This window comes from Hymenobacter gummosus (assembly GCF_003970915.1).
GTDB classification, from domain to species: Bacteria; Bacteroidota; Bacteroidia; order Cytophagales; family Hymenobacteraceae; genus Solirubrum; species Solirubrum gummosum.
The window spans coordinates 1-25,323 of sequence record NZ_RXOF01000025.1; the positions used below are offsets into that span (position 1 = coordinate 1).

A 25,323-nucleotide genomic window follows, 5' to 3' on the forward strand; every position below is an offset into this window, starting at 1 on the left:
TACGGCCGGTGCCGCCCGCCGTACCCGCTTTGCCCAGCACATGCGGTTGAATCAGTTTCCACTCACGATCAGTAAGTTCATGACGACGCATCCGGCAAAGCTACGACTGACTGTCCACGGGCTCTAGCAGAATTTCCGCATCTTCAGGCCCTTCTTCGGTGTTCTGCTTCCGCTTATTCTTCCCGTGCTGTTTCGCTGGCTCCTCTCCGCTTCGCTGCTATTCGTTTCGCTCCTGGCCGCCGCTCAGTCGCCGGCGCCGGATAGCTCTTACCAGGCCAAGATGCGCGCCCCGGGCGTGCGCATGATTACCATCGACGGCAAGTACCGGGTGTGGACGCAGAAGGTGGGCGCGGGCAAAATCAAGCTGCTGGTGCTGCACGGCGGCCCCGGCAACACCCACGAGTACTTCGAGAACTTCCCCGCGCACCTGGCCCCGGAGGGCGTGGAGCTGTACTACTACGACCAGCTCAACTCCTACCACTCCGACAAAACCGACGACAAGAGCGTGTGGACCATTCCGCGCTTCGTAGAGGAAGTGGAGCAGGTACGCCAGGGCCTGGGCCTCGACCACTTTTACCTGCTGGGCCACTCCTGGGGCGGTATGCTGGCCCTGGAGTACGCCGCGAAGTACCCGCAGCACCTGAAAGGGCTGATTACTTCCAACATCGGCTACAAGGCCACCGTGTTCAACCAGCACCGCTACGCCCTGTACGCCGATATCATCCGCCGCCACCAGGCCAGGGAGGGCAAAACCGTGGCCGGCCTCGACACGATGGGGCTGCGGACCCTGTCGGCCTACATCACGCCGGCGGTGCAGACGGAGTTTCGGCAGCTGCACATGATGCGCCTGCAGCCGGAGCCGCCCGTGTTTACCCGCAGCCAGGCGCACATTACCCGCAAGTACGCGGCCGTGATACTGCCCACCATGATTGCCTGGGACTTCCAGGACCAGCTAGCCAGCATTCAGCCGCCCACGCTGGTCATCGGCTCGAAGTACGACTTCGTGCCCGTGGCCGACATCGGCTACATGCAGCGCCACATTCCGAACTGCCGGCAGTACATCTGCCCGGCCGGTTCGCACTACGCCATGTGGGACGACCCGCAGCATTATTTCCCGGCCCTGATCAAGTTTCTGCGCCGGACGGAGCGGAAAAGCTAACTTCCCGGCGCACCCTTTCCTCCTGGCGCCATGATAGTTGAATACATCCGCTACCGCATCAGCGCCGAGCAGCAGCCGGCCTTTCTCGAAGCCATCCGCGCCGCCAACGCCATGCTGGCCGCCGCGCCCGACTGCCTGCGCTACGAGCTGACGCACTGCGAGGAAGATGCCACGCGCTTCGTCTGGCGCTTCGAGTGGACGTCGGTGGAGCGGCACCTGCAGGGCTTCCGCAAAAGCCCGGAGTTCGGGGCGTTTTTTCAGCTGGTGAAGCCGTTTTACGCCGGCATCGAGGAAATGCAGCACTACGCGGTGGTGGAGTAGACCGTCATGCAGAGCGCAGCGAAGCATCTCGCGTGCTGATGCCAGATAGAAATTACTATCGAGCGAGATGCTTCGCTACGCACTGCATGACGGTCTTATACTTATCCACATAGGCTCATGTATATCTACCTGCTTACCAACCCTGCCCGCACGGTCTTATACACTGGCGTCACCAATAATCTGGAGCGGCAGCTTTACGAGCATAGCCAGAATTTGGGCTTCGCTGGTCGTTTCACCGGCCGCTATCAGTGCAACTTATTGGTCTACTTCGAAATTTGTCCTGATGCTACTCAAGCAATCATTCAGGAGAAGGAAATCAAAGGCTGGAGTCGGGCCAAGAAAGAGGCGCTGATTGCGTCGTTGAACCCAGATTGGGTACCCATCGACGTGCGCACTTGCGCTGGTTGAACGTCATGCAGAGGCGCAGCCGAACCGAAGGTCGACGTAGTCAAGAATCTCGCCCGATAGTAATTTAATCGTTGAACGTACAAGGCACTATCTCACATCAGCACGCGAGATGCTTCGCTGCGCTCTGCATGACGTTCAAAGACGCCAACAAATAACCCCACCCCCGCCCCGCTCGTCTAACCCGGCTACCACCTACTGCCTAGCCGATGAGCCTCTGGGAAATTATTCAGCGCCTGTTTCCGTACGTGCGGCCCTACCGCGGGCTGATTATTGCCACCCTGCTGCTCACGCTGGTGGGCTCCTTGGCGGCGCAGGTGAACCCCTTCGTGCTGCGCTACACGGTGGATACGGTGCAGGGGCTTTTGAACCGCAACGCCACGCTGGCCCAGGGCATGCCCATGCTGCTGGCGGTGAGCGGGCTGCTGCTGGGCAAGGAAATCATCAACACCTTCATCCAGTTCGGGCAGAAGTTTTACGGCGAGAAAATCCGCATCAACGTGTCGAGCACGCTGATGCACGACGCGGTGCAGCGGGTGGTGAACTACCAGCTCGGCTTCTACGCCGACACCGGCAACCAGACCGGCAAGCTGCAGACGCGCATCGACCGGGGCGTGGAAAGCCTGATGAAACTGGTGCAGAACTTCTTCATCGACATTCTGCCGTTGTTTGCCAATTCCATCGTGGCGCTGGTGGTCATGTTCACGGCCAACGTGTACGTGGGGCTGGTGGCCGTGGCGGTGCTGCCGGTGTACTTCTGGCTGAGCTACCGGCAGGCCGACCGCCTCAACGGCACCCGCCGGGCCCTGCGCGGCCTGCGCGAGGCCCGCAGCCAGGGCCTGGTCAACCTCATCGACTCGGCCGTGGTCATCAAGAGCTTCGTGCGCGAGGACTACGAGGCCCAAAAGCAGAACCGGCAGCAGGACGCCTTGCAGGAAGCCCAGCTGCAGACGCGCAAAACCAACTTCCTCTACGACGGGCTCAAAACCTTCACCGAGCAGATCGGCGTGGTGCTCATCATCATCCTGACGGCCTATTTGGTGCTCGACCGGCAGATCAGCATCGGGGCCATCATGTTCCACATCCTGCTGTTCAACAACGTGTCGGCCCCGATCCGGCAGCTGCACCGCATCTACGACGAGATGAACGACGCGCTGACCTACTCCGAGGGCTTCTTCGATATCCTCGACGCCCAGGACGCGCGCGAGCCCAGCGGCGCGCTCCGGCCCCCGCACCTGCAGGGCAACTTCGATTTGCAGCACGTGGATTTCAGCTACCCCAGCGGCACCCAGGCCCTGCACGACGTGAGCCTGCGCATCGAGGCGGGCAAAACCACCGCGCTGGTGGGCCTGAGCGGGGCCGGCAAGAGCACCATCATCAACCTGCTCTGCAAGTTCTACGCGCCCCAACGCGGTCAGCTGCTGCTCGACGGCCAGCCCCTCAGTGACTACGACACCCACGCCCTGCGCCAGCAAATCGGGCTGGTGCTGCAGAAAAACCACATTTTCAAGGGTACCATCGAGGAAAACATCCGCTACGGGCTGATGGACGCCACCCCGGCCCAAATCGAGCAGGCGGCCCGGCAGGCGTACTTGCACGAGCAGATTATGCAGCTGCCCAAGGGCTACCAGTCGGACGCCCAGCAGCTTTCGGGCGGGCAGCAGCAGCGCATTGCCATTGCCCGGCTGTTCCTGAAGAACCCACCCATCATCTTCCTCGACGAGCCCACCGCCTCACTCGACGCCATTGCCACCGAGCAAATCAAAAACTCGCTCGATGCCATCAAGCAGGGCCGCACCGTGGTCATCATTTCCCACTCCCTGGCCCAGATTGTCGATTCCGACGTCATCTACGTGATGAAGCAGGGCCGCATGGTGGAAAGCGGCACCCACGAGCAGCTCTACGACCTGCGCGGCACTTACCGCGAGATATTCGACGCCTCGGCGCGGAGTCTGAACATCGAGAAGCTGGCCCGGGTGCTGGTGGATGACGGGGACGAGGTGGAGGATACGGCGGCGTGAGGTACAGGCGTTTACATTGGAGCGAGTTTCTCGTATTTGATCTGCTCCGATGAATCTGTATCAATACTTCTGCTTTTCCTCTTTCCTACTTATATCACTGGCGAGCAATGCTCAGAAGCAAACCAAATGCAGCTATGGGATTGACGAGTATGTGATACTAACTGACAGAAATCTGGACAACTTTATTCAAAAGCTTAAAACCGATTCTTTCACCATTCATACCGATAAGAAAGAAATTCCTAAGCCGGTTTTGCGCCAACTAATATGCTTGAATGATAATGACAAGCACTTTATTGCTAATCCCGATGAATATTATCAAAAAACTGACATAAAAATCAGACGAATATCCCCCACTCGCCAGCTCATATATCTAGCAAAGAGCAACGACATGATTGTTATGACTTACAAACGAGGTGGCTGGGGCGGCCCTAATACCTATTTATCTTATTTAACAAAGATGGGATTATCGATTTATGGTCTGGGTTTGGGCAAGGCCCATTAAACTCAAATACTGAAATAATCAATTCAATTCAGCAGTTGCGAAGTAAGCATTGGGGCTTACATACGAACATGGTGAATTTCTAAATCGCATCGCACTAGCGGCAAGCCAGTAGCATACCGGGCGGGCACTTTGCCCGGCCGTTCCGCGTATCTTCTCCCGCACTCGCTCGGCTGTGCCGAGTGAGGCCTACGTGGCTCGGCTGCGCCGAGCACCCGTCCGCGCCGCGTGAACGATACCCATATGGCGCGCTGCCGCGCTCGGCATAGCCGAGCTACGTAGTCGTCACGCGGCATAGCCGCGCGACTGCGGCACCCCCGAAAAATATTCCCCGCCGCCCTGCTTGCCCAAGCTCAGCCATTCAATACCTTACGCCCGGTCCGGCCCTAGCCGGGTCGGGCTATTTTTCTCCACAACCAACCCCTATTTCCATGTCCGCTTACCAGAGTTATTTCGACAATTTTTTCGCCACGCTGCCCATGTCGCGGGTGAATTTTAAGCAGCTGGGCGCCGACACGCTCACGACGTTGCGCGCGGCCAAGCTGGGCACCGAGTTTGCCGCGCACGAAGCGGCCCTGCAATCCGCCCTCGACGGCTTCGACGAGAACCTGACCGATGCCGACGAATCCACCTCGGGGGATACGGCCGCGTTCAAAGCGGCGCGCAAGCAGTGGCTCACGTTCGTGGACGATACCATGAAGGACTACGTGACGCCGAAGCTGCGCAAGCTGCCGGTGTACGCCGATTTTAAGCAGTACCAGAAAGGCAAGCTCGGCCAGCTGGGCCACGCCCGGCTGCTGCAGGACTCCAAGCAGCTGCTGGGGCTGTACCAGCAGCACGCGGCCGCCATGAAGTACGCCGACCTGCCCACCGACGCCCAGGCCCTCTACGACCAGCTGAGCCAGACCCACGAGGAGCGCGGCACCAACGAGGCCAGCATCGGGAAAGCGCGGGTGGCGCTGGCGGCCGACTGGCTGGCGCTGGCCCAGGTGCTGCGCCGCGTGAAGGCCCAGCTGGAGCTGCGCTTCGCGGAGCCGGCGGAGGTGTACCGGTTCTTTGATTTTGGGGCCACCCGCGTAGCCAAGCGCAACACCAAGCCAGCCGTCAACGCCGTGTAAACCGGGGCAGGCGGTCCGGGACAAGTCCTGACCGGGCTCTACAACGGCCGAAGGCCCCTGGGACTTGTTCCGGGGGCCTTCCGTGCTTTTAGCAGTGGCCCGTAACAAGTCCCGGACGTATCCCCGAGCTTTAGCAGCCCATCGGAACTTGTTCCGGGCCATTGCTAAAGCGTTAGCAGCCCGCCCGTACAAGTTCCGATGGGCTGCTAAACACCTGCAAGCCCCCGGGACTTGTGCGGGCGGGCTGCTAACTTGTTTTTCGGCTGCCGGGACTTGAGCGGGCGGCGCGCCGCCTGCCGGGGCAGGTTGGCCGCGGGGTTCGGGCGCCGCCGCTGCCCGCCCGACGCGGGCTTACCGGCCCGGCTGCTTATCTTGAGCCGCGGGCTGATCCGCCCCCGGCGTGGGGCCGTTTGGCCTGGTCGATTTTTTCCGTTACCCTTTGCTATTCGTCATGAAACGTTATCTACTCCTGGCCCTGCCCGCGCTGGCGGCCTTGGCCGCAGCCTGCCAGAAGGAGGCCCCGATGCCGGTATGCACCAACGACTGCACCACGCTCAGCGGCCGGCTGGTAACGGCCGGCGGGCAGGCGCCCATCGAGGGGGCCGCGGTGGTGGTGAAATGGCACTACGGCTCCGCGTCCTGGCCCAAAGCCCGGGTGAAGACCCGCGGCAAAACCGACGGCAACGGCCGCTACAGCCTCTCCTTCCGCATCGACGACCCGGAGCTGCACGAGGGCTACTTCACGGTGGGTTACGAGGTCGACCAGCAGCGCTACTACAGCATCGGGGAAAACCAGGTAGCCTTCCGTGACTTGCCCCGCGACACGGCCATTACCACCCGCGACTACCTGATTCCGCGCCTGGCCTGGGCCCGGCTGGTGTTCATGAATCAGCCCCGGCTGCAGGCCGATGGCGGCTCGTTTTTCACCGAGTTCGGCTCCTGCTACGGCTTCAACACCACGTTCCGGCGCGACATCCTGGGCGGCGGCTCGGTCTTGTTCTGGTACGGCACGGGCAGCCCCGAGCGCACCCTGCCCATTCCCGCCGACCAGCCCCTGATGCTGCGCATCTCCCGCAACAGCGCCGGCCGCGCCACGGCCGACTCGGTGTTTGTGCCCGCCGGCACCACGCGCACGTTTCCGCTGGTGTACTGAGCCGGGTAGCGCGGCGGCGGCCGCACCAGTGGTAACCAACTCCGCCCAACTCCTGCTTATGACGCTCGACCTGACCGGCATCACCACCAAAGCGGCCCTGCACCAGCTCTTCAAGGAGCAGCTGGGCTTCGAAGACTGGTACGGTCCGAGCTGGGACGCTTTCTGGGACTCCGTGGTGGCCATCGTGGAAATGCCCCCCGTGCTGACGCTGACCAACTGGGCGGAGTTTGCCCGCTGCTGCCCCCGCGACATGCGGATTCTGCGGCAGATCATCGAGGATTACGCGCAGGAAATGGCGCCGAAGCGGATTGTGCTGGCCTGACCAGGCGCGCCCGCGCCACAGGCCGCCCGCCGCTCACCAGCGGCGGGGCCGGGCCTACTCGTACAAATCCTGCACGTCGGCGGCGGCCAGCTCCACCAGGTACTCGCCGATGTTGGCGGTGGCCGCGTCGAGGAAGGCGCGGCCTTTGTCGGCGGTGGCTTCGGCCGGGTCGCCCACGCCGGTATCGGCCGATACCTGGCTCCACTCGCGCTGGGCCCAGGCCCAGGGCTGGCGCAGGCCCTTGAGCTTGAACTGCCGGGCGGCGCCGTTGCCGGCTTCCGAGAGCGGGCTCACCAGCTCGGGGGCAATGTGGAGCATGGCGCTGGTTTCGAGGGCGTCGGCATGGTCGCCGGGGGCCTGGAAGAACTGGCGGCGGTCGGCAGCCAAATACCAGGTGACGACGCTCAGGAACACCGTCGGGAATTCGGCCTGGAGCTGGCGCAGCATCTGGCGGAAGTCGTTGCCGCCGTGGCCGTTCAGCACCACCAGCTTCGGAATGCCCTGGCGGGCGAGGGTCTGCACCACGTCGCGCAGGATGTGGAGCTGGGTGCTCGGGTTTAGGTTCATGTCCAGCGTGATGTCGAGCTGGCCGGTATTGACGCCGAACGGGATGCAGGGCAGCACCGTCACGCGGGCGCCCTGCGCCCAGGCCTTGCGGGCGGCTTCGGCGGCCACGTAGTCGCACTGGTAGTTGTCGGTGGCGTAGGGCAGGTGGTAGTTGTGGGCCTCGGTGGCGCCCCAGGGCAGCACCACCACTTCGTAGCGGGCGTCGCGGACGGTTTTCCAGGTGTTTTCGGCCAGGATGTAAGGACGGGGAGCCATAGGCGGGTGGGGAAAGTGGAGGATTGGGGAAAGAACGGGCCGGCGAGGAACCCAAACGGGTACCGAAAGTAAAACGCCGGGTGCAAAGTGCCGGGCGGCCACCCGTATCTTGGCGCTTCACTCCTGCCCTGCTGCCATGCTTCTGCGCCTTCGCCCGCTGCTGCTCACCGGCCGCCGCCTGCTCGATTACGTGCTGCGTCCCCTGGCCGCCGGGCTGCTGGGGCTGCTCGTGCTGCTGCTACCCCTCGACGCTTACCTGTTCTGGCAGGACCCCCACGGATTACATCGGGGTGCATCACCTCGATACCAGCGCCCCGTACTGGCAGTGGCAGTATCTGCGCGGCACACTGGCCCTGACCCTGGGCGCGGCGGCGGGCCTAGCCGTGCTGGCGGCGGCCTGGTGGCGGCCCGGGGCACGGTGGCTGCGCCCAGCGGCCCGGCTGTGCGCCCTGGGCGTAGCCGCCACGGTCATCAAGAGCTTTTCCGACTGGGCCGCCACCGGCTTCGACCACTTGTAGCCCCGGGTCCGCATAGCCTCCCCGGCCTTTCGTGACGCCCGCAAGGTTGTTGAGCGAAACCCGGCTGCCGGACGCATCGGCAAGCGCCTTTCCGTGTCCATCTTTGCCCCGCCCGCGGCTCCGGCGCCGCTTTTCCCTTCCTCCGACATCCTTCGCGCATGCGCCTGTTTTCCCGCTTCGTCTGCCTGCTCCTGCTGCTGCTCCCCGCGGCGGCCGTCCACGCCCAGAAGGGACCGTTTGCCCTCAAGACCCTGAAGCTGCCGGCCGAGCTGACCGAGCGCAGCCAGCAGTTTTCGGGCCTGTGCCTGCGCGGCTCCCAGCTGCTGCTGCTGGGCGAGAGTCGGCTGCAGGAGCGCATGGAACCCAAGGTGTACGCTCTCGATTTGCCCAGCGTGGATGCCCAGCTGGCCGGCAAGCCCGGGGAGCTGACCTACAAGAAGTACCGCATCCAGGGCCTGGAGGGCATCCGCGCCCGCATCGACAGCCTGTGCCAGGTGTACGAGGGCCTGGAGGGCCTCACGCTGGTGGGCGACGAGGCGTATATGAGCATTGAGACGACCACGCCCTCGGCCTACTGCTACCTCATCCGCGGCACCTTCCACGACGCCACGGCCACCATCACCCTCGATGCCAAGTACCTGGTGCCCCTGCCCAAGCCGGCGCTGCTGAACGGCACCCACGTCCACAACGCGGGTTTCGAGTCCCTGACCAACTACCACCAGCGCCTGCTGGCGTTGTTTGAGTACAACTACTTCCCGCAGGACAACTACGCCTACGAGCTGCCCACCACCGCCGGGGCCGAGCTGCCGCGCTTCGTGCCGGTGGACCGCCTGCCCTTTCGGGTGACGGATATGGTGTACGAGGGCGAGAACCGCTTCACGGCCATCAACTACTTCTTCCGCGGCGACGAGGACGCTGTGTACCGCCCCGCTCCCACCGACCCGAACGCCCGCTTTATCCAGGACGGCGCGGGCTTCAAAAACTACTGCCGGCTGATTCGCATCAGCTACAAGGGCAAAAAAGTGAGCTGGAAGCCCCTGTACGAGCTGCCCGCCGAGTACATGACCTACAACTGGGAGGGCCTGGCGGCCTACCACGGCGGCTACTTCCTCATCAACGACAAGTACGGCCCCTCGAACCAGTCGACGCTGCTGTACCTGCAGAAGACTAAGTAGCGCGCTACGCCTGCTATGCCTGAGCTACACCGCCTGCAGCTTCGCCTGCCCGTGCCCGACGACGGCTTCGAGCCGGTACTGACGCGCTTTGCCGGCGTGCTGCGCGGGCTGGGCATCTGGCCGGCGGAGGTGCAGCAGGCCTTTGCCGGTTTCCATCTCCGGCCCGCCGCCGACGGCTGCATCTATTCCACCGCGGCGGGGCTGGATTACTACTTTTCACCGCTTTTTCCGGCCCCGCTGCGGCCGCACGTGTGGGTGTGGAACGCGGCCGTGGTGCCGGAGCTGCCGGGCATCGAGCTGGACCTGGCGCTGCTGGTGGAAACTGCGGCCCTAACGCTCATCGAACACGACCGGTACCACTACCGCCCGGGCGTGCAAGCGGCCGCGCAGGCCCTGGCCCGGCGCCTGCACGCGGCTTTTCCGCAGGCCGGCATCTATTTCACCGACGAAGCCCAGGCCGGCGTGGATTTCGACGGCCTGCGGTACGACGACCCGGCGCAGCTCTGGCAATTCGACTACGCCCTGCTGCCCCCGGCCGTGGCCGCCCGTTACCCCGCGCCGCCCCCCACGCACCGCCTCGACGCGGGGCCGGCTTACGCGGAAGCCTGGTACGCCGCACGGTGGGCCTGAGCGCGGCCGTGGCCTACCCGCTGCGGCCCCGATAAGCCCGACCGTAACCGCGGCGGAGCCGGGTGCGTTAGGCTTTAGCTACAACCATACCGCACCCAAACTTATCATGGCAACCACCCAAACGGCCCTTATTACGGGCGGCACCAGCGGCATCGGCCGCGAACTGGCCAACTGTTTCGCCCAGGACAAATACAACCTCATCCTCGTAGCCCGCGACGAGCACGAGCTGGCCCAAACGGCCCAGCAGATTCAGCAGCAGTACGGCGTGCAAGTCACCACCATTGCCAAGGACCTGTTCCGCCGCGAGGCGCCCTTTGAAGTCTACCAGGAAGTAAAGGCCAGCGGCACCCAGGTCGACGTGCTGGTGAACGACGCCGGCCAGGGCCAGTACGGCACCTTCGACACCACCGACGTGGAGCGGGAGCTGGACATCATTCAGCTCAACTGCGGCGCCTACGTGGTGTTTACCAAGCTCTACCTGCAGGAAATGCTGGCCCGCAACGAGGGCAAGATTCTGCTGGTGGGCAGCATTGCCGGGCAGCTGCCCGGGCCGCTGCAGGCCGTGTACCACGCCACCAAGGCCTTCGTCAACTCCTTTGCCACCTCCATCCAGGAAGAGAATAAGGACAGCAACGTGACCATCACCAACCTGCTGCCCGGCCTGACGGACACCGACTTCTTCGAAAAGGCCGACATGACCCGCGCCCAGAACGTGGCCGAGAAAAAAGGCATGATGGAGCCCGCCGACGTGGCCAAGGACGGCTACAAGGCCCTGATGGCCGGCCAGAACCGCGTTATTTCGGGCGTGATGAACAAGGTGCAGGTAACGGCCAGCAACGTCATTCCCGACGAGCTGGTGGCCGCTAAGATTCACAGCGAGAGTAAGCCCGTCGACGGCGACGAAAGCGCGAAGTAGCGCGGTCCTGCCCGTTGCTCTGGTGTAAGCCCGGTTGCCTGTGCAGCCGGGCTTTTTCGTGCCCGGCGCCGCGGGCCCGGCCACTAATGCCGCAGTTGCCCCGCTACATTGGCGGCGTTGGCCCCCCGGGGCTACCGCCGCCGTGCGCACCTTGCCGCCGCCAGCTAAACCATTTCCACCATGCCCACCTCTACCCTCGACGAGTACCTGCACCAGCTCGAGCCAGCGCTGCGCGCCACCGTGGAAGCACTGCGCCGCATCATTCTCAGCACCCACGCGGCCATTGGCGAGCAGGTGAAGTGGAACTCGCCCAGCTTCTACTACCGCGGCGCGCTGCCCGCCTCCGCCGACCCCAAGCAATACCCGTGCGACATCGTGGTACTGAACCTGCACCGCGGCTACCCGCTGCTGGTATTTCCCACCGGCGCCCGCATTCCCGATGCCGCGGGCGTGCTGGAAGGCAGCTACCCGGATGGCCGCCGCCTGCTGCCCATCCGCGACGCCGCCGAGGCCGAAGCCAAAGCTGAAACCCTGCAACACCTGCTGCGGCAGTGGCTGGCCACGGTATTCGACCAGGCCTGACAAAGTAATTTACGCAGTTTCTGACGTCAGATTCACTATTGATTCTATCCCAACTACAAAAGGCAATAATGGCCATTATACACCATTAAGCGGCTCTTTTGCACTGCCCAAGCGTGAGAGAATGACGCAAACTTAAAGTCAGACCAAAAACGCTTTTGGTGTTACCATCAAGCCTCCAATGCCCGTACATTAGCACTACCTAATACACCAGAAGCCGCCGCCCGGCGGGCTCGTCACACCCAGCAACCATGAACCAGCAACAACCTTCCACCGCGTTTATCGGCGCCTCCTGGGCCGCCCTGCTCATCGGCATCCTGGCCTACAACATCGGCCTGTGGAACGCCCAGATGGCCCTGAACGAGAAAGGCTACTACTTCACCATCCTCATGTTCGGCCTGTTCGCCGCCATTTCGGTGCAAAAGAGCGTGCGCGACCGGCAGGAAGGCATTCCCGTCACCAATATCTACTATGGTCTGAGCTGGATCTGCACGCTGATGGCCGTGGTGCTGCTCATCGTGGGCCTGTGGCACGCCACGCTCACACTTAGCGAAAAAGGCTTTTACGCCATGTCGTTTACCCTGAGTTTGTTCGCCGCCATTGCCGTGCAGAAGAACACCCGCGACAACCAGCGCCCCAACGAGCAGATTGGCACCCCGGCCCCGCGGGTAACCGAGCGGCAGCGCGTGGAGCAGGAGGCCTAAGATCCAACTTAGCAGCATGCAAAAGGCCCGCCGCGACGATTCGCGGCGGGCCTTTTGCATGCTGCTTTGGAGCCTTACAGTTCGTCCTTAATCACGGCTACGGCTTCGCGCAGGGTCAGGTCTTTGCGCAGGGGCTGCACGAAGCGCTGGGCGCGGCTGCTGTCGGTGGCGGCGGCCAGGGCGGTGACGCTGAGGGCGGTGGCCTGCTGCTGCACGCTCTTGAACTTCTCGTTCAGGGCGTGGGCTTCCTGCTGCTCGGCGCGGTAGCGCGTCAGGTTCAAGGACACCTGGGTTTCGTCGCGGCGCTTGAGCATGCCCTGCACGGCGTCGGTGAGCAGGCGGAAGGCGGGGTTGGCAGCCACGCGGGTGGCGCTGGCGGCTTTCAGCTTCTCCACGGGCGGGGCGGCGGCCCAGGGCTGGTACTTGGCCGGGGCAATTTCGTCCCAGGGCAGCGGGTAGTCGGTATCCTGCTCGCCGTCGGCCAGGGCGCTGTAGCCGTCGGGCACGGGAATATCGGGCGTCACGCCGCGGAACTGCGGGCTGGAGCCGCTCACGCGGTAGTACTTCTGGATGGTCATCTTCAGCGAGCCGAAGGGCTTGAGCGCGGCCAGCTCGGGGTTCATCAGCTCGTCCAACTCAAACATACGCTGCACCGTGGCCTTGCCGTAGGTGGTGTTGCCCATGATGACGCCGCGCTTGTAGTCCTGGATGGCCCCGGCCAGGATTTCGGAGGCCGAGGCGCTGTAGCGGTTCACCAGTACCACCAGCGGGCCGTCGTACTGCACCTTGGGGTCGGGGTCGGCCACGACTTCGGCGGCGCGCTGCCGGCTTTTCACCTGCACCATGGGGCCGCTGGGCACGAAGAGGCCCGCCATTTCGGCCGCGTCCTGCAGGGAGCCGCCGCCGTTGAAGCGCAAATCGAGCACCACGCCCTGCACGTTCTGGGCCTTGAGCTTTTCGAGCTCGGCGCGCACGTCCTCGGCCGAGTTACGGCCGCCGTTGTGGTTGAAGTCGGCGTAGAAGCTGGGCAGCAGGATGTAGCCTACTTTCTTGCCGCCCTCCTCGATGACGGCCGACTGGGCGTAGGTTTCCTCGATGACGACGATGTCGCGGATAATCGGAATGACCTTGGTGCTGCCGTCGGGCTTTTTCACCGTCAGGCGCACTTCCGTGCCCTTCTTGCCGCGGATAAGCTGCACCACCTTGTCGGAGCGCATACCCGTGACGGACACCGGCTCGGCGGCGCCCTGGCCCACGCGCAGGATAATGTCGCCGGCTTTCAGCTCGCCCTGCCGGTGCGAGGCCGAGCCGGGCACGATGTACGTCACCGTCACCTGCCCGTCTTTCTCACCAATCTGGGCGCCGGTGCCTTCGAGGCGGCCGGTGAGGGCAATGTCGAAGTTGGTTTTGTCCTTGGGCGCAAAATACTCCGAGTGCGGGTCGAAGGTGTTGGCAATGGTGTTGGCAAACTCGGCCAGGCGGTCGGCCTCGTCGGTCTGCGCCAGGTCGTTGAAGTAGTCGTCGTAGTACTTCAGCACCTGCTTGCGGGCGTCGGCCTCCAGCTCGGCGGGCGTGCGCACCGGGGCCGAGATGGTGGCATCGGAGGGCTTGGCTTTGGCGGCGGCCAGAGCCTTGGTTTTTTGCCGGTCCTGCTCGTCCATCAGCTCCGAGAGGCGCGTCATGGTCTGGTACTTGAGCAGGCGGCGCCAATAGTCGCGGCGGGCGGCGGCATCGGCCGGGAAGCCGAGCTTGTCGGGCTCCGTTTCGAAGGTTTCGTTGGCCGTGAAGTCGAAAGGCTGGCCGAGCAGCTCCTTGTACAGCTGCTGCACCTCCTGCTGGCGCTGGTTGATAAGCTTGGTGCTCAGATCGAGAAACTCGCTTTTGCCCTGCTTGATTTCGTTGTCGATGCTGGTTTCGTAGCGCTGCAGCTGCTTCACGTCGGGCTGCAGCAGGAACTTCTTCCCGCCGTCGAGGTGCTTGAGGTACAGCGCGTACACCCGCTTGGAGAAGTTGTCGTCGATCTGCTCGGGCTGCACGTGGGCCATGGCCAGGCCCTGCGTCACGGTCCCCAGTAGTACCTGCTTTTTCTGCGGCGGCAGGTCGTCGCGCAGGGTGGCGTGGGAGCCGGGAATGAAGAGGAACAGGCCCGGCAGCAGGGCCGAGAAGAAGCCGAGGGAAGAGCGGAAAGACGCCATGCGGGTGGGCGGAAGAAGCGAGAAACGATGGTTCGGGGCGGGAAGCAAATCAGCGCGGCTTCGGGCGGGGCCGCCGGGGCGCAACTGACCTCCAAGATAAGCTACTTCATTCAGACACACGCGGCGCGGGCAAGTTGCACCGCTCGCATGATGATGTGAGGCCGAGGCGCGCTGGCGCCGGTTTAGCTCCGCAGGAGCGTAACCGGTGCCGAAAATCAGGCAGGCTTTCAGCCTGCGGGCGGCGCCCGGACGAGCTGAGCAGCCAGGTGTAGCAACGTTCCACGCAGGTTGGAAACCTGCTTTATTGTGGGCACCGGTTACACTCGCTTTGCTCGCTAAACCGGCGCCAGCCCCCCCAGGTACCCGTTTTCAGGGCACAACCAGCCGCACCTGCTCCGGGGCCGGGCCGATGGTGGCAATGGCGCCGGCGTTGAAGCGCAGAAAGTCCGCCTCGACGCCGTCGGAGAAGATGACGCCGCCGCTGGGCATCAGGGACTCCACCACCAGCGGCGTGGCGGCGTCGACCCAGCCGGCCACCAGCGCGCACTGCGTCCGGCGCGAGCGAAACGGTTCCCGCACCACGAACAGCAGCTGGCCCTCGGTGGGCTGCGGGTACTGGTCGGGGCGGCCGGGGCCGCCGGCGAAGTCCTCCACCCCGGCCGTCATGTTGAACACCGAGCTGAGCCAGCCGGTGCTGCCCGCGGGTGTGCTCACGATGATGCCCGACGAGGAATGCTCCTCCGCGTCGTCGTCGTGGCTGATTTTGTAGCGGGCCGACACGTGGGAGGCCGCGCCGATAAACAAATCGTTGAAGGCCAGCAGGCGCTGCCCGTCCTGCAGCCGCGCCTCGGCCAGGCCCACGGTGCGCACGTTGGCCTTCCCGGCTATTACCTGCCGCACGGCCCGCTGGCAGTCGGCGGGACGGAACGGGAGCAGCTGCCCGTCGTAGCGGTCCGGGTCGGGGTTGACGGCCACGATGGGCCGCTGGCCCACGTACTTGGCGGCGTTGGCCACGAGGCCGTCCTGGCCCACCACGACCACCACCTGGTTGTCGGCGAAGATGAAGGCGGGCAGGAAGCTACGCTCCACCACTTTGTTCTTGATGAAGCCCGCCAGCTGCCGCTGCACCAAGGACAACGCCGCCTGGAACCGCTCGTGCTCCTGCTCGTACTCGGCGAAGTCGCCGCCGGCCCGCTCGATGTAGAAGCGCGCCTGCGCGGCCGTGTTGAACCGCTCAATCAGCGCCTCCAGCCGGGTTTTGTTTTTGACGACGATGGCGTACTCGATGGGGGGCATTTTGTAGCTGGGGAAGAAAACAGCACGTCATCCTGAGGCGTAGCCGAAGGACCTTCCTCCAACCCCGCACCGCCGCTAATGACAATGTGCAGAGGCAAACCACCAGCGCGGCAGCTCAACGCGCAAACGAAACCGTTACCAAGTGAGGTCGGTGACTGCGCATAGCCGTTGGTGCAGGGTTTGAGGAAGGTCCTTCGCTGCGCTCAGGATGACAGATGATTACTTTATTATCACTGATTACTATCTGGCATCAGCACGCGAGATGTCTCGACTTCGCTCGACATGACGTTCTAATCTTAAACCCTGCTCAACGCCCACCTTTCTGATTGCCGCGGGGCGGGGTGCTGTCGGGAGTGCTGCGGGTTTCGCGGGTTTCCGGGCCGCCCAGGATGCTGTCGAGCAGCTCGGGGCTGATGTTGAGCGTGCCGATTTTGCCGGCGTTTTCGGCCAGCTCGCGGAAGGCCAGGGCGATGTTGAAGCGCGGGTCGGGGTTGTTGTTGAGGGCGACGAGGGTGCGCCAGTCCAGGTCGCGGTAGGGGCGCAGGGTGGTATCGAGCACGTAGCCCTGGGCGTCGGCCTGCTGCCGCTCGTTGGCGGTTTGCTGCTCCAGCAGCTGGGCGCGCTGGGTTTCCACCGCAATGTCGGCCTGCACCTGCAGCTCGCGCAGCTGCCGCTCGTTGGCGGCGCGCTGCAGCTGGGCTTCCATGCGCTTCTCGTCGATCTGCTTGTGCTTTTCTTCCACCGCAATTTCCGTGTTCAGCTCGCTTTCCTTGATGCGGCGCTCCTGCTCCACGGCGAAGTTGCGCCGCTCGTACACGGCTTGGTCGGCGTCCTGCTGCAGCCGCTCCCGCGTCTCGGCTTCCAGGGCGCGCTCCATCTCGGGGTTGGCCCTGATGGCGAGGATGTTGACGCCCAGCACCTCGATGCCCAGCAACGCCACCGCGGGCGAGGCCTGCAATCCGGCCGTAATGCGCGCCTCCACGGCCTTGTTGGAGCGAATGGCCTCTTTCAGCCCCAGCTCGTGCACGAAGGCCGAGGTGGCGGCCTGCGCCTCGTTGACCAGGCGCTGGTTCAGCTTCTCGATGTCGTTTTTCTTGTAGACGCCGGCCGAATTCACCGTGAAGTCGAGCAGTTCGGCCAGCTGCTTGGGGTTGCTGATTTTGTAGGTAATCTGCCCCTGAATGGTGACGCTCTGGTAGTCGTTGGTGGTGTCGTTGAATATGAAGGGCAAATCGTTGCTGCCGATGGGAATGGCGACGATGGAGCTGTTGAGCGTGTTGTAGAAGAAGGACAGGCCCCGGCCTTCCTGGGCAATGCGGCCGTTTTTGTAGCGGATGACGTAGGTCATCGAGTCAAACTTGCTGTAGCTGAGTCCGAACATGGCGGCGGTGGAGCGGATGGTGGCGGCGGCAATTTGGCAGAAATGGCCGAAACGGCGCGGCAAACGGCTATGTTCGGGCCGGCCGTTATCTGCCGTCCGCTATGAAATGGATTCTGTTCTGCTTGTCCTTCCTGCTTATGCTGGCCGGCTGCCGGGATAAGCCCACGGCCGAAGCCCAGGATGCCTTTTTGGCCAATACCCGGCCGGATTCGGTGGTGCTGGAAAACGGGCTGGGCACGGTGTATCTGCGGGTGCCGCGGACGTATGACACGCTGTTTGCTTGGACAAGTTATAGTGACTGTGATGGGTGCGACGACATTCGCTACCGGTTTCAATCCCGCAAGCTACCGGTGTACCGGGAAAGCGGATTTGTCCACCGATTCCCAATTGATTCCGTCAATCAGCTGACTATTATCCACAATACATTCTTCAAAACTGGTATTCAATCAACCAAGCCTCACACGACGCGGCTGCATGATTCGCTGCTGAACCGATGGCATCAAGAGGTTACAAAGGAAAAAGCGGCCAAAAAGACCGATTTGCTCTTTGGTTCCTTTGACACCTTGGAACACATCAACGGCCGGGATTTCGGCATCAAAGCATTTTGGCGGTTCGACAGCTTGAGGTTGCTGCATATCAATGATTTTGAAGCCTCAACTGACAAACTACGGTTTGTCTATACGTTGCGTACCCGCCAGAACGACTCCACCGCCCGCCACTTCCAGCGCGACGCCCTGCGCCTGCTGCGCACCATCCGCATCCGCCCCGGCCGCTAACCCTACTCTCCCCGCCATGCCCACCATTGCCGGCCAGTACGTTTCGCCTGCCGACTGCATGCTGCGCTGCCCCTGCTGCCAGCGGCTGCGCGACATCGACGAGTACCAGACGTTTCTACGGCAGATCAATGCCTTGCCGCCCCAGAGCAATGTGGGGCGGCAACGGGGCCGCCTGCTGACCAACTACTACTGGGACGCCGCTCGGCACCAGCCCGGCACCCTGCACTGGGCCTGCGACCAGTGCCTGGAAGCCGGCCGGGCCAGCCTTGGCGACGTAAGCCGGCAGCACGAGCACTGCTTCGCGTTGCCCCATTTTGCTTACTACGACCAGGAAAAAACCTGCCGGGACTGCGGCCGGGCCTTCGTGTTCAGCCGCGGGGAGCAGCAGCACTGGTACGAAGAGCTGCAATTCTGGGTGGAGGCCACGCGGGTACGCTGCCCGGCCTGCTCCCGGCGCAAACACGAGCGGGACCGGCTTTCCCGGCTGCTCGCCGCCCCCGACTACACCGACCTGGCCCGCACCCGGGAAATTCTGCAGCTGCTGCTCAGCTTCGGCAACTACGCGCGGGCCCGGCTCTACCTGGCCCAGAGTCGGAAATTATTCGCCCACGGCAGCCCCGAGTACCACTGGCTGCAGGCCTGGCGGGCCGACATCAACGCGCGGGAACAGGCCGGCCCCGACGCCCCGCCCGCTGCCCCGTAAAAGGCGCCATGGAAACCTACGTCATCGGCGACATTCACGGGGCGGCCCGGGCCCTGGAGCAGGTGCTGGCGCGCAGCCCCTTCCGCCCCGGCATCGACCGGCTCATCCAGCTCGGCGACGTGGCCGACGGCTGGCCCGAGACGCCCGCCTGCGTGGAGCGGCTGCTGGGCATTCCGAACAGCATCTGGCTGATGGGCAACCACGACTGGTGGACGGGGCGCTGGCTGGCGGGCCGCCGCAGCAAGCGCCCCGTCAACAACCTGGAATGGCTGAAACAAGGTGGGCAGGCTACCTGCAACGCCTACCAGCCCCTGCCCGAAGCCCAGCACCGCCACTTCACCGAGTTTTTCAGCCAGCAGCAGCTTTATTACGAGGACGAGCTAGGCAACCTGTACGTGCACGCCGGTTACGACCCCAGCCAGCCCATTGCCGGGCAGGATGCCTCAGAGCTGCTGTGGACGCGCAGCCTGTGGCGGCAGCAGCAGCGGGCCGCGGCCTACCACGAGTGCTTTATCGGCTACACCCCCACCTGGCCGGCCCACCCCGCCCCCGAACAGCGCCGGAACGTGTGGAATGTGGACCAGGGCGCCGGCTGGGGCGGGCGGCTGACCATGCTCAACGTGCGCACCAAGGCGTACGTGCAGAGCGACCCGGTGCCCGAGCTATACCCCGGCGTAACGGGTCGGGGCTAGTAACAGCGCCGTCCGGGCCCTGAGCGTCGTGGCGCGGGTGGCTCCACTGGCCGTTTTTGCTCTTATCAGCCCCACCATGCCCCACGCGCGCTACCCCACCCTCAATGAGTACGTGCCCCAGCTACTGCTTAACTGCAACTGCCGTAGCGGCCAGTTTACCAGCACCGGCTTCCCCGCGGCAGCCGCGCGGCCTTCGTGGGCTGGCCGGTCGGATGCCTCGCTTTCGCCAATAGGCCCGCCCGCGCCCCGGCCGAGGGGACAACCAGATCCTGACGCGGCCGCGGGAATTGGCGGGCGGGCAGTAGCTTCGGGGCCCGTTTTGCCCCCGCGCCATGACCACGACCATCGAAGATCTGCAGACCATCTGCCACCGGCTGCCCGCCACCACCGAAGACATCAAGTGGGACGTGCACCTGTGCTTCAACGTGGGCGGCAAGATGTTTCTCCTCACCACGCCCGACGACGTGCCGCCCACGGCTACCTTCAAAGTCACGCCCGAGCAGTTTGAGCAGCTCATCGGCCAGCCGGGCTTCCGGCCGGCCTCCCACCTGGCCCGCTACTACTGGGTGCACATCGACGACGTGGGGCGGCTGAGCGTGGCCCGCTGGGAGCAGCTCATCCGCGAGTCGTACCGACTGGTGGCCGAAAAGCTGCCGCTCAAGGCGCGCCGCGTGCTGGGCGTGTAGCGCATTCGCCCCGGCCGCGGGGCAGGACCCGGTCATTGAGGCGGCTTTGCAGCAGTTCCAAGCGCCCAAATAGACTTCGATGGAGCCGCTACGCCAGATTCTTTGGCACCTGGAGCACCGGCGCGGCCTGTACATGCCCGACCTCGGCTACGCTTCCCTGGCCGCCTTTCTGACCGGTTACCTGCTGTGCTGGCGCGACACCCGGCAGGACGACGTGTACCAACAGTTTCAGACCTGGCTGCAGGTTCGGGAGGGGCGGCATTTTGCCCTTGGCTGGCCCTACCACATCCTACAGCACCTGGCCGGCAACGACGAGGAGCGGGCCACGCAGCAGTTATTTCAGCTGTGGCGGGAGTTTCTGGCCTGAGCCGGGCGCCGCGTGTGCAATTGGGGCGGTGGGCGCATCCAATGGCCAAACTCCTTTCGATGCTGCCCAGACTACTGCTCGTGTGTATCCTGGCGCTGCTGCTGGTGCCGGCGCTGGCCCAAACGACCATCATCGGGCGGGTGTTCGACCGGGCTACCGGGCTGGGCCTGCCGGGCGCCACCGTGCGGCTGGCCGATACCGACCAGGGCACCTCTACCGACGCCCGCGGCCGCTTTATCCTGCCGCAGCCGGCGCCCGGGGGCTGGCCGCAGCTGCTGCGCATCAGCAGCCTCGGCTACGAGCCGGCCGTGCTGCGCGTCGCCGGCCCGGATTCCGTGCGCATCGGCCTGCGTCTCGATACCACCATCGTCGACCACGTTCCTGCGACCTGTCAGCTGACCGTTAAGTCCGTCGCCCAGCTGGAAATCCGCAGCGGCCTGCGCTATGCGCCCCTGGGCCTGCTGGCGACTTTCTCCAACCAGCGCTACCTGCGGCTGCCGCTGGCGCTTACGCTGGGCTACCAAACCAACCTGCGCTGCAACCAGCAGGTGCTCGGCAGCTTGGGCTGGACGGAAGACCTGCACCTCGCTTCGCGCTGGCGGCTGGGCCTGGCCCTGCACTACCAGGCCATTCGGGTAGTGCCGCTGGGGTTTCAGTTTGAGAATTACCGCCTCGTGGGCTACCTCCGGCCTTCGCACCGGCAGCGGCTGGGCCTGTGGCTGGGCACCGGCTACGCCCGCCGCCGCACCGAAGGCGCCAGCCGGGGCGGCGCGGGGCTGGAGGCCGGCCTGAGTCATACGTTCTGGGCGGGTCGGCTACAAGCGCGGGCCGGCGCGGCGCGCTGGCCCGGTGCCTGGCAGCTGACCGGCGAAACCCGCTACTATTTTCGGCGCCTGTACGCAGGGCTGCAAGTCCAGCACCTGGGCCGCTACTCCGAGCTGCACCTGTTCACGGGCATTATCCTGTACTGATATGAGGAAGCTATTACTAGCCTGGTTTGCCCTGCTGCTGAGCCTATCCGCGCTGGCGCAGACCACCATCCGAGGCCGGGTAATCAGCAAAGCGGACAAAAGCGGCGTGCCGGGGGCTACCATCGCCCGACCAGGCACCCCTATCGGCGTATTAACTGAGGCTGACGGCAGTTTCTCCCTGACGCTATCGGCCACTGACACGCTGCCGGTGCGGCTGTAGGTATGGACTCTCGGCTACGAGAGTCAGGAGGTGCTGCACCACGGGCCCGATTTACGAATAGTGCTGGTGCCTCCCCCGCCCGAGCCGTGCGTAGGCGGCATGTTCAGCGTTCGGAAGTCCTTGGGGCTGCGCCTGTGGAGCGGGCTCCGGCACACCCCGGTAGGTGCCAGAGCCGAGCTGTTTCGCTGGGGAAGGTGGGGGCCGACGGCCCTGGGGCTGGGTTACCAGACGAATTTTCGCGGCAACCAGCAGCTGGCGGCCCGCGTCAGCTACACCAACCCCTGTTACGGCACCACCGACCACCGCACGGCCTTCCAAAGCGCCGAGCTCCTGTACAGCCGCATCCACCTGCGCCCCGCGGGGTTTTATTTCAGCAGTTACACCCTGCAAGGCGACTTTGGCCGCTTCCGAAAACACCAGGGCCCCGCGCTGCTACTGGGAGCGGGCTACGCGGAGCGGCGGCAGGAAAACACCCGCCGCCCGGGCCCGGGCGGGCTGCTGGGACTCAGCGCCGGCCTGCCCAAGCTGAAACTCCACCTCACCGCCACCGTGGCGCGCTGGCCGGGCGCCTGGCAGTGGCGGGCCGAGGCAGGCCGCAGCTTCCGCCGGCTCGACACCGCCCTGCAGCTGAACAGCCTCGGCCGCTACCGGGAGCTGAACCTGAGCCTGGGCTACACCATTTACTGACGGGCCGCCGCAGAATTACCGGCTTCGCTTAGCCGGCCTGATAGCCCTTTTATTCTTCCCCGTTCGTGAAAACGCTCCTTACTCTTGCCTGGCTGCTGCTTCCGCTGCCCTTATGGGCGCAGGTTACCGTTTCGGGCCGGGTGCTCGATGCCCGGACGCACAAGCCCTTGGCCGGAGCCGCAGTAAGCGTCAAGGGCACTACGCTGGGTGCCTCCACCTACTCCGATGGCTCTTTTACGCTGACCATTCCGCCGGCCGACAGCGTCTCCTTTCACGTGTACTGCTTGGGCTGCTACCGTTACCCGCGCCTGAGCATTGCGCGTACGGTGCGGCGGCGGGTTTCCGATACGCTGACCATCTACCTGACCAGCCAGATTGACCCCAATCCGGGCTGCTGCCCAACGCCCGAGCCCTACCTGACGGTGGGCGCCCGCAGCGGCGTGCTTCATACCCCTTTTGGTCTATCCTTGCAGTTGCCTACCTGGCACCGAACGGTTTCGCCCGCAGCCTGGCTCAGCGCCGCTTTCCAAACCGACGCCCGCGGCACGGCTTGGGGCACGGCTACCTGGCTGATTGGCCGGCATCCATTCTGGTACACCCGCCCCCTGCGCCTCGGTGCGCAGTACCAGCTGCTGCGCCGGCCCGGGGGCACCGCCCGGCGTTTCGACAGCGGCGCGGTAGTGGGCTTGTGGCGGGGCGAGTGGGAACTGCCCTGGCCCACGCTTCGGGCCACGGCCGGCTACGCCCGGCGCAGCAGCTTCGAGACGCAGTACAGCGGACTTGGGGGTGGCCTAGGCTTGAGCGGAAGCCTGAAAAAGCTGAGCTACGCCGGACAAGCAACCTATTGGCCCGGCGGCTGGCAATGGCAGGCCCGCCTGAGCCGCCCGGTGGGCAAGCTGGAATGCGCCGTGGAATACCTGCGCCTGCCGGGGTTCGAGGAAGTCACGTTGGGGCTGGCCTTGCCGCTGTATTGAGTAAGTTGGAGCTTCCACTCCACTCCTACCGCATTCCCATGACCTCTCCCACTTCCCCTGTCCTGGCGGCCGACGTGCTCATCATTGGGGCGGGGCTGGCCGGGCTGGTGGCCGCCTGCGAGCTGGCCGAGGCCGGCCGGCGCGTGCTGCTGCTCGACCAGGAGCCCGCACAAAACCTGGGCGGGCAAGCCTTCTGGTCGTTCGGCGGCCTGTTCCTGGTCGATTCGCCCGAGCAGCGCCGCCTGGGCATCCGCGACTCCTACGAGCTGGCTTGGCAGGACTGGCTGCACACCGCCGGCTTCGACCGCGCGGAGGACCACTGGCCGCGGCGCTGGGCCGAGGCCTACGTGCAGTTTGCGGCCGGCGAAAAGCGCAGCTGGCTGCGCCAGCGCGGTATTGGCTTTTTCCCGGTGGTGGGCTGGGCCGAGCGCGGCGGGGCCGGCAGCGCCGGCCCCGGCAACTCGGTACCCCGCTTCCACGTGACCTGGGGCACCGGGCCGGCCGTGGTGGCGCCCTTCGCCCAACGGGTGCGCGAGGCGGCCAGCCGGGGCCTGATTCAGCTCAAATTCCGCCACCGCGTGAGCGAATTATTGGTGCAGGGCGGGGCGGTGGTGGGCGCCACCGGCGAAGTGCTGGCCGACAGCGCGGCGGAGCGCGGCCAAAGCAGCTCCCGCGAAGTCGTGGGCTCGTTCTCCTGCCGGGCCCAGGCGGTGATTGTGACGGCCGGCGGCATCGGGGCCAACCACGAGTTGGTGCGCCAAAACTGGCCCGCCCGCCTCGGGGCGCCGCCGCGGCACATGCTTTCGGGCGTGCCCGAGCACGTCGACGGGCGCATGCTGGGCATCAGCGAGCGGGCCGGCGGCCGCATCATCAACCCCGACCGGATGTGGCACTACACCGAAGGCATCGAGAACTGGGCGCCCATCTGGCCCGGGCACGGCATCCGCATTCTGCCGGGGCCTTCGTCGCTGTGGCTGGATGCGCGGGGCCGGCGCCTGCCCGCGCCGCTGTTTCCGGGCTTCGATACGCTGGGCACACTGGCCTACCTGCGCCAGACCGGCTACGACTACTCCTGGTTTGTGCTGACGCAGAAGATTATCGAGAAGGAATTTGCCCTGTCGGGCTCGGAGCAGAACCCCGACCTGACGGGCAAGAGCGTACGGCAGACGCTGGGCCGGGTGCGCGGCGGGGCGCCCCGGCCGGTGGCCGCTTTCATGCAGAATGGCGCCGATTTCGTGGTGCGCCGCACCCTGCCCGAGCTGGTGCAGGGCATGAACGAGCTGACCGGCGGCGAACCGCTCATCGACGCGGCGGCGCTGGCGACGGAAATCCAGCTGCGCGACCTGCAGCTGACCAACCCCTACGGCAAGGACGCCCAGCTGACGGCCATCCGCGGGGCCCGGGCCTACCTCGGCGACCGGCTCATCCGCACCGCCAAGCCCCACCGCCTGCTCGACGCCGCGGCCGGTCCGCTCATTGCCGTGCGCCTGCACGTTCTCACCCGCAAAACCCTGGGCGGCCTGCACACCGACTTGCAGGCCCGCGTGCTCGGCGCCGACGGGCAGCCGGTGCCGGGCCTCTACGCCGCCGGCGAGGTGGCGGGCTTCGGCGGGGGCGGCATGCACGGCTACCGGGCGCTGGAAGGCACGTTTCTGGGCGGCTGCATCTTCTCGGGGCGCACGGCCGGCCGGGCCGCCGCCGCGGCCGTGGGCTGATTTGCCGTTGACCCGGCGCCGCCGCAGCCCCTTGTTACGCCTCTCTTTTTCCGCTCTTGTGCCCATTACTAATCGTGCCGCCTGTTTGCGGCTGACTGCGGCGCTGGCCCGCGGCATTGGCCGGCGGCCGCAAGGACAATCCGGCGGCGCCCTCCAAGCTGGGCGTCTTCGCCAACGGCCCCGAAAGCCGGGACGAAGCCGTCGAGCAGCGGCGGGCCGGGCCGCTGCTGCCCGCTGACCGGGGCCCCGGCCGTGCCCCGGCCCGACGACGTGGGGCGCTTCCTCACGCCCGCCAGGCTCGCATTTGGCAGCAGCGCC

28 protein-coding genes are annotated in these 25,323 nt (G+C 64.9%); 24 read left to right on the top strand and 4 right to left on the bottom strand.

Features of this window, described 5'->3' with window-relative positions:
- Nucleotides 1-184 precede the first annotated feature (184 nt).
- The 8 genes from EJV47_RS27300 (at nucleotide 185) to EJV47_RS27335 (ending at nucleotide 6,998) form a co-directional block, all read left to right on the top strand.
- Nucleotides 185-1,159, top strand: a complete 975-nt coding sequence (locus tag EJV47_RS27300) for a proline iminopeptidase-family hydrolase (protein WP_126696392.1) — start codon at nucleotides 185-187, stop codon at nucleotides 1,157-1,159.
- A gap of 30 nt (nucleotides 1,160-1,189) precedes the next feature.
- On the top strand, nucleotides 1,190-1,480 hold the full coding sequence (locus tag EJV47_RS27305) for a putative quinol monooxygenase (RefSeq protein WP_126696393.1): 291 nt from the start codon (nucleotides 1,190-1,192) through the stop codon (nucleotides 1,478-1,480).
- Between the two features lie 117 nt (nucleotides 1,481-1,597).
- Nucleotides 1,598-1,888, top strand: coding sequence for a GIY-YIG nuclease family protein (locus tag EJV47_RS27310; protein ID WP_126696394.1), 291 nt, complete (start codon nucleotides 1,598-1,600; stop codon nucleotides 1,886-1,888).
- Nucleotides 1,889-2,094: 206 nt separating this feature from the next.
- Nucleotides 2,095-3,906: an ABC transporter ATP-binding protein gene (locus EJV47_RS27315; RefSeq protein ID WP_126696395.1), complete on the top strand. Its 1,812-nt coding sequence runs from the start codon at nucleotides 2,095-2,097 to the stop codon at nucleotides 3,904-3,906.
- A gap of 49 nt (nucleotides 3,907-3,955) precedes the next feature.
- Nucleotides 3,956-4,408 carry a hypothetical protein gene (locus EJV47_RS27320; protein ID WP_126696396.1) on the top strand — a complete coding sequence of 151 codons (453 nt, stop codon included), beginning with the start codon at nucleotides 3,956-3,958 and terminating at the stop codon, nucleotides 4,406-4,408.
- A gap of 428 nt (nucleotides 4,409-4,836) precedes the next feature.
- Nucleotides 4,837-5,523: a hypothetical protein gene (locus tag EJV47_RS27325; protein WP_126696397.1), complete on the top strand. Its 687-nt coding sequence runs from the start codon at nucleotides 4,837-4,839 to the stop codon at nucleotides 5,521-5,523.
- A 451-nt stretch (nucleotides 5,524-5,974) separates the two neighbouring features.
- Complete coding sequence (locus tag EJV47_RS27330; RefSeq protein ID WP_126696398.1) at nucleotides 5,975-6,676, top strand: peptidase associated/transthyretin-like domain-containing protein; 702 nt, start codon at nucleotides 5,975-5,977, stop codon at nucleotides 6,674-6,676.
- 58 nt (nucleotides 6,677-6,734) lie between these two features.
- Nucleotides 6,735-6,998, top strand: coding sequence for a barstar family protein (locus EJV47_RS27335; protein ID WP_126696399.1), 264 nt, complete (start codon nucleotides 6,735-6,737; stop codon nucleotides 6,996-6,998).
- Between the two features lie 54 nt (nucleotides 6,999-7,052).
- Here EJV47_RS27335 and EJV47_RS27340 read toward each other — a convergent pair whose 3' ends face one another.
- Complete coding sequence (locus EJV47_RS27340) at nucleotides 7,053-7,820, bottom strand: creatininase family protein (RefSeq protein ID WP_126696400.1); 768 nt, start codon at nucleotides 7,818-7,820, stop codon at nucleotides 7,053-7,055.
- A gap of 290 nt (nucleotides 7,821-8,110) precedes the next feature.
- Here EJV47_RS27340 and EJV47_RS27345 point away from each other — a divergent pair, with 290 nt between their 5' ends.
- From EJV47_RS27345 to yiaA, 6 genes are all read left to right on the top strand, one after another.
- Complete coding sequence (locus tag EJV47_RS27345; RefSeq protein ID WP_126696401.1) at nucleotides 8,111-8,338, top strand: hypothetical protein; 228 nt, start codon at nucleotides 8,111-8,113, stop codon at nucleotides 8,336-8,338.
- Between the two features lie 158 nt (nucleotides 8,339-8,496).
- Nucleotides 8,497-9,513 (top strand): hypothetical protein, encoded by a 1,017-nt coding sequence (locus EJV47_RS27350; RefSeq protein ID WP_126696402.1) that lies wholly within the window; start codon nucleotides 8,497-8,499, stop codon nucleotides 9,511-9,513.
- A gap of 15 nt (nucleotides 9,514-9,528) precedes the next feature.
- Nucleotides 9,529-10,143 carry a hypothetical protein gene (locus EJV47_RS27355; protein ID WP_126696403.1) on the top strand — a complete coding sequence of 205 codons (615 nt, stop codon included), beginning with the start codon at nucleotides 9,529-9,531 and terminating at the stop codon, nucleotides 10,141-10,143.
- Nucleotides 10,144-10,249: 106 nt separating this feature from the next.
- A complete protein-coding gene (locus tag EJV47_RS27360) occupies nucleotides 10,250-11,059 on the top strand; it encodes an SDR family NAD(P)-dependent oxidoreductase (protein WP_126696404.1) in 810 nt (269 codons plus the stop codon).
- A 180-nt stretch (nucleotides 11,060-11,239) separates the two neighbouring features.
- Entirely contained in the window at nucleotides 11,240-11,641 is a 402-nt protein-coding gene (locus EJV47_RS27365; protein ID WP_126696405.1) for a DUF1801 domain-containing protein, read from the top strand.
- Between the two features lie 248 nt (nucleotides 11,642-11,889).
- The gene (yiaA, locus tag EJV47_RS27370; RefSeq protein ID WP_126696406.1) at nucleotides 11,890-12,342 is read left to right on the top strand and encodes an inner membrane protein YiaA; all 453 of its coding nucleotides are present in this window, start codon (nucleotides 11,890-11,892) and stop codon (nucleotides 12,340-12,342) included.
- Between the two features lie 74 nt (nucleotides 12,343-12,416).
- Here the strand turns inward: yiaA and EJV47_RS27375 are convergent, their stop codons facing one another.
- From EJV47_RS27375 to EJV47_RS27385, 3 genes are all read right to left on the bottom strand, one after another.
- Nucleotides 12,417-14,537, bottom strand: a complete 2,121-nt coding sequence (locus EJV47_RS27375) for a carboxy terminal-processing peptidase (protein WP_126696407.1) — start codon at nucleotides 14,535-14,537, stop codon at nucleotides 12,417-12,419.
- Between the two features lie 369 nt (nucleotides 14,538-14,906).
- Nucleotides 14,907-15,833, bottom strand: a complete 927-nt coding sequence (locus EJV47_RS27380) for an NAD(+)/NADH kinase (protein WP_126696408.1) — start codon at nucleotides 15,831-15,833, stop codon at nucleotides 14,907-14,909.
- Nucleotides 15,834-16,140: 307 nt separating this feature from the next.
- Nucleotides 16,141-17,277, bottom strand: a complete 1,137-nt coding sequence (locus EJV47_RS27385) for an SPFH domain-containing protein (protein ID WP_243651335.1) — start codon at nucleotides 17,275-17,277, stop codon at nucleotides 16,141-16,143.
- A gap of 38 nt (nucleotides 17,278-17,315) precedes the next feature.
- Between EJV47_RS27385 and EJV47_RS27390 the strand changes: the two genes are divergently transcribed.
- From EJV47_RS27390 to EJV47_RS27435, 10 genes are all read left to right on the top strand, one after another.
- On the top strand, nucleotides 17,316-17,990 hold the full coding sequence (locus tag EJV47_RS27390) for a hypothetical protein (RefSeq protein ID WP_126696409.1): 675 nt from the start codon (nucleotides 17,316-17,318) through the stop codon (nucleotides 17,988-17,990).
- Nucleotides 17,991-18,006: 16 nt separating this feature from the next.
- A complete protein-coding gene (locus tag EJV47_RS27395; RefSeq protein WP_126696410.1) occupies nucleotides 18,007-18,693 on the top strand; it encodes a zinc-ribbon domain containing protein in 687 nt (228 codons plus the stop codon).
- Between the two features lie 8 nt (nucleotides 18,694-18,701).
- Nucleotides 18,702-19,385 (top strand): metallophosphoesterase, encoded by a 684-nt coding sequence (locus EJV47_RS27400; protein WP_126696411.1) that lies wholly within the window; start codon nucleotides 18,702-18,704, stop codon nucleotides 19,383-19,385.
- Between the two features lie 332 nt (nucleotides 19,386-19,717).
- Nucleotides 19,718-20,071, top strand: coding sequence for an MmcQ/YjbR family DNA-binding protein (locus EJV47_RS27405; RefSeq protein ID WP_126696412.1), 354 nt, complete (start codon nucleotides 19,718-19,720; stop codon nucleotides 20,069-20,071).
- Between the two features lie 79 nt (nucleotides 20,072-20,150).
- Nucleotides 20,151-20,438, top strand: coding sequence for a hypothetical protein (locus EJV47_RS27410; protein ID WP_126696413.1), 288 nt, complete (start codon nucleotides 20,151-20,153; stop codon nucleotides 20,436-20,438).
- A 41-nt stretch (nucleotides 20,439-20,479) separates the two neighbouring features.
- A complete protein-coding gene (locus EJV47_RS27415; protein ID WP_126696414.1) occupies nucleotides 20,480-21,409 on the top strand; it encodes a carboxypeptidase-like regulatory domain-containing protein in 930 nt (309 codons plus the stop codon).
- 1 nt (nucleotide 21,410) lies between these two features.
- The gene (locus EJV47_RS27420; protein WP_126696415.1) at nucleotides 21,411-21,629 is read left to right on the top strand and encodes a carboxypeptidase-like regulatory domain-containing protein; all 219 of its coding nucleotides are present in this window, start codon (nucleotides 21,411-21,413) and stop codon (nucleotides 21,627-21,629) included.
- Between the two features lie 99 nt (nucleotides 21,630-21,728).
- The gene (locus tag EJV47_RS27425; protein WP_126696416.1) at nucleotides 21,729-22,316 is read left to right on the top strand and encodes a hypothetical protein; all 588 of its coding nucleotides are present in this window, start codon (nucleotides 21,729-21,731) and stop codon (nucleotides 22,314-22,316) included.
- Between the two features lie 65 nt (nucleotides 22,317-22,381).
- Complete coding sequence (locus EJV47_RS27430; RefSeq protein ID WP_126696417.1) at nucleotides 22,382-23,290, top strand: carboxypeptidase-like regulatory domain-containing protein; 909 nt, start codon at nucleotides 22,382-22,384, stop codon at nucleotides 23,288-23,290.
- A gap of 38 nt (nucleotides 23,291-23,328) precedes the next feature.
- On the top strand, nucleotides 23,329-25,005 hold the full coding sequence (locus EJV47_RS27435; RefSeq protein WP_126696418.1) for an FAD-binding dehydrogenase: 1,677 nt from the start codon (nucleotides 23,329-23,331) through the stop codon (nucleotides 25,003-25,005).
- Nucleotides 25,006-25,323: the final 318 nt, after the last annotated feature.

Excerpts from the sequence above, each read along its gene's own strand:
- EJV47_RS27305 (WP_126696393.1), top strand. The coding sequence starts at position 1,190 with ATGATAGTTGAATACATCCGCTACCGCATCAGCGCCGAGCAGCAGCCG.
- EJV47_RS27310 (WP_126696394.1), top strand. The coding sequence starts at position 1,598 with ATGTATATCTACCTGCTTACCAACCCTGCCCGCACGGTCTTATACACT.
- EJV47_RS27315 (WP_126696395.1), top strand. The coding sequence starts at position 2,095 with ATGAGCCTCTGGGAAATTATTCAGCGCCTGTTTCCGTACGTGCGGCCC.
- EJV47_RS27320 (WP_126696396.1), top strand. The coding sequence starts at position 3,956 with ATGAATCTGTATCAATACTTCTGCTTTTCCTCTTTCCTACTTATATCA.
- EJV47_RS27325 (WP_126696397.1), top strand. The coding sequence starts at position 4,837 with ATGTCCGCTTACCAGAGTTATTTCGACAATTTTTTCGCCACGCTGCCC.
- EJV47_RS27330 (WP_126696398.1), top strand. The coding sequence starts at position 5,975 with ATGAAACGTTATCTACTCCTGGCCCTGCCCGCGCTGGCGGCCTTGGCC.
- EJV47_RS27335 (WP_126696399.1), top strand. The coding sequence starts at position 6,735 with ATGACGCTCGACCTGACCGGCATCACCACCAAAGCGGCCCTGCACCAG.
- EJV47_RS27340 (WP_126696400.1), bottom strand. The coding sequence starts at position 7,820 with ATGGCTCCCCGTCCTTACATCCTGGCCGAAAACACCTGGAAAACCGTC.
- EJV47_RS27350 (WP_126696402.1), top strand. The coding sequence starts at position 8,497 with ATGCGCCTGTTTTCCCGCTTCGTCTGCCTGCTCCTGCTGCTGCTCCCC.
- EJV47_RS27355 (WP_126696403.1), top strand. The coding sequence starts at position 9,529 with ATGCCTGAGCTACACCGCCTGCAGCTTCGCCTGCCCGTGCCCGACGAC.
- EJV47_RS27360 (WP_126696404.1), top strand. The coding sequence starts at position 10,250 with ATGGCAACCACCCAAACGGCCCTTATTACGGGCGGCACCAGCGGCATC.
- EJV47_RS27365 (WP_126696405.1), top strand. The coding sequence starts at position 11,240 with ATGCCCACCTCTACCCTCGACGAGTACCTGCACCAGCTCGAGCCAGCG.
- yiaA (WP_126696406.1), top strand. The coding sequence starts at position 11,890 with ATGAACCAGCAACAACCTTCCACCGCGTTTATCGGCGCCTCCTGGGCC.
- EJV47_RS27375 (WP_126696407.1), bottom strand. The coding sequence starts at position 14,537 with ATGGCGTCTTTCCGCTCTTCCCTCGGCTTCTTCTCGGCCCTGCTGCCG.
- EJV47_RS27380 (WP_126696408.1), bottom strand. The coding sequence starts at position 15,833 with ATGCCCCCCATCGAGTACGCCATCGTCGTCAAAAACAAAACCCGGCTG.
- EJV47_RS27390 (WP_126696409.1), top strand. The coding sequence starts at position 17,316 with ATGAAATGGATTCTGTTCTGCTTGTCCTTCCTGCTTATGCTGGCCGGC.
- EJV47_RS27395 (WP_126696410.1), top strand. The coding sequence starts at position 18,007 with ATGCCCACCATTGCCGGCCAGTACGTTTCGCCTGCCGACTGCATGCTG.
- EJV47_RS27400 (WP_126696411.1), top strand. The coding sequence starts at position 18,702 with ATGGAAACCTACGTCATCGGCGACATTCACGGGGCGGCCCGGGCCCTG.
- EJV47_RS27405 (WP_126696412.1), top strand. The coding sequence starts at position 19,718 with ATGACCACGACCATCGAAGATCTGCAGACCATCTGCCACCGGCTGCCC.
- EJV47_RS27410 (WP_126696413.1), top strand. The coding sequence starts at position 20,151 with ATGGAGCCGCTACGCCAGATTCTTTGGCACCTGGAGCACCGGCGCGGC.
- EJV47_RS27415 (WP_126696414.1), top strand. The coding sequence starts at position 20,480 with ATGGCCAAACTCCTTTCGATGCTGCCCAGACTACTGCTCGTGTGTATC.
- EJV47_RS27420 (WP_126696415.1), top strand. The coding sequence starts at position 21,411 with ATGAGGAAGCTATTACTAGCCTGGTTTGCCCTGCTGCTGAGCCTATCC.
- EJV47_RS27425 (WP_126696416.1), top strand. The coding sequence starts at position 21,729 with ATGTTCAGCGTTCGGAAGTCCTTGGGGCTGCGCCTGTGGAGCGGGCTC.
- EJV47_RS27435 (WP_126696418.1), top strand. The coding sequence starts at position 23,329 with ATGACCTCTCCCACTTCCCCTGTCCTGGCGGCCGACGTGCTCATCATT.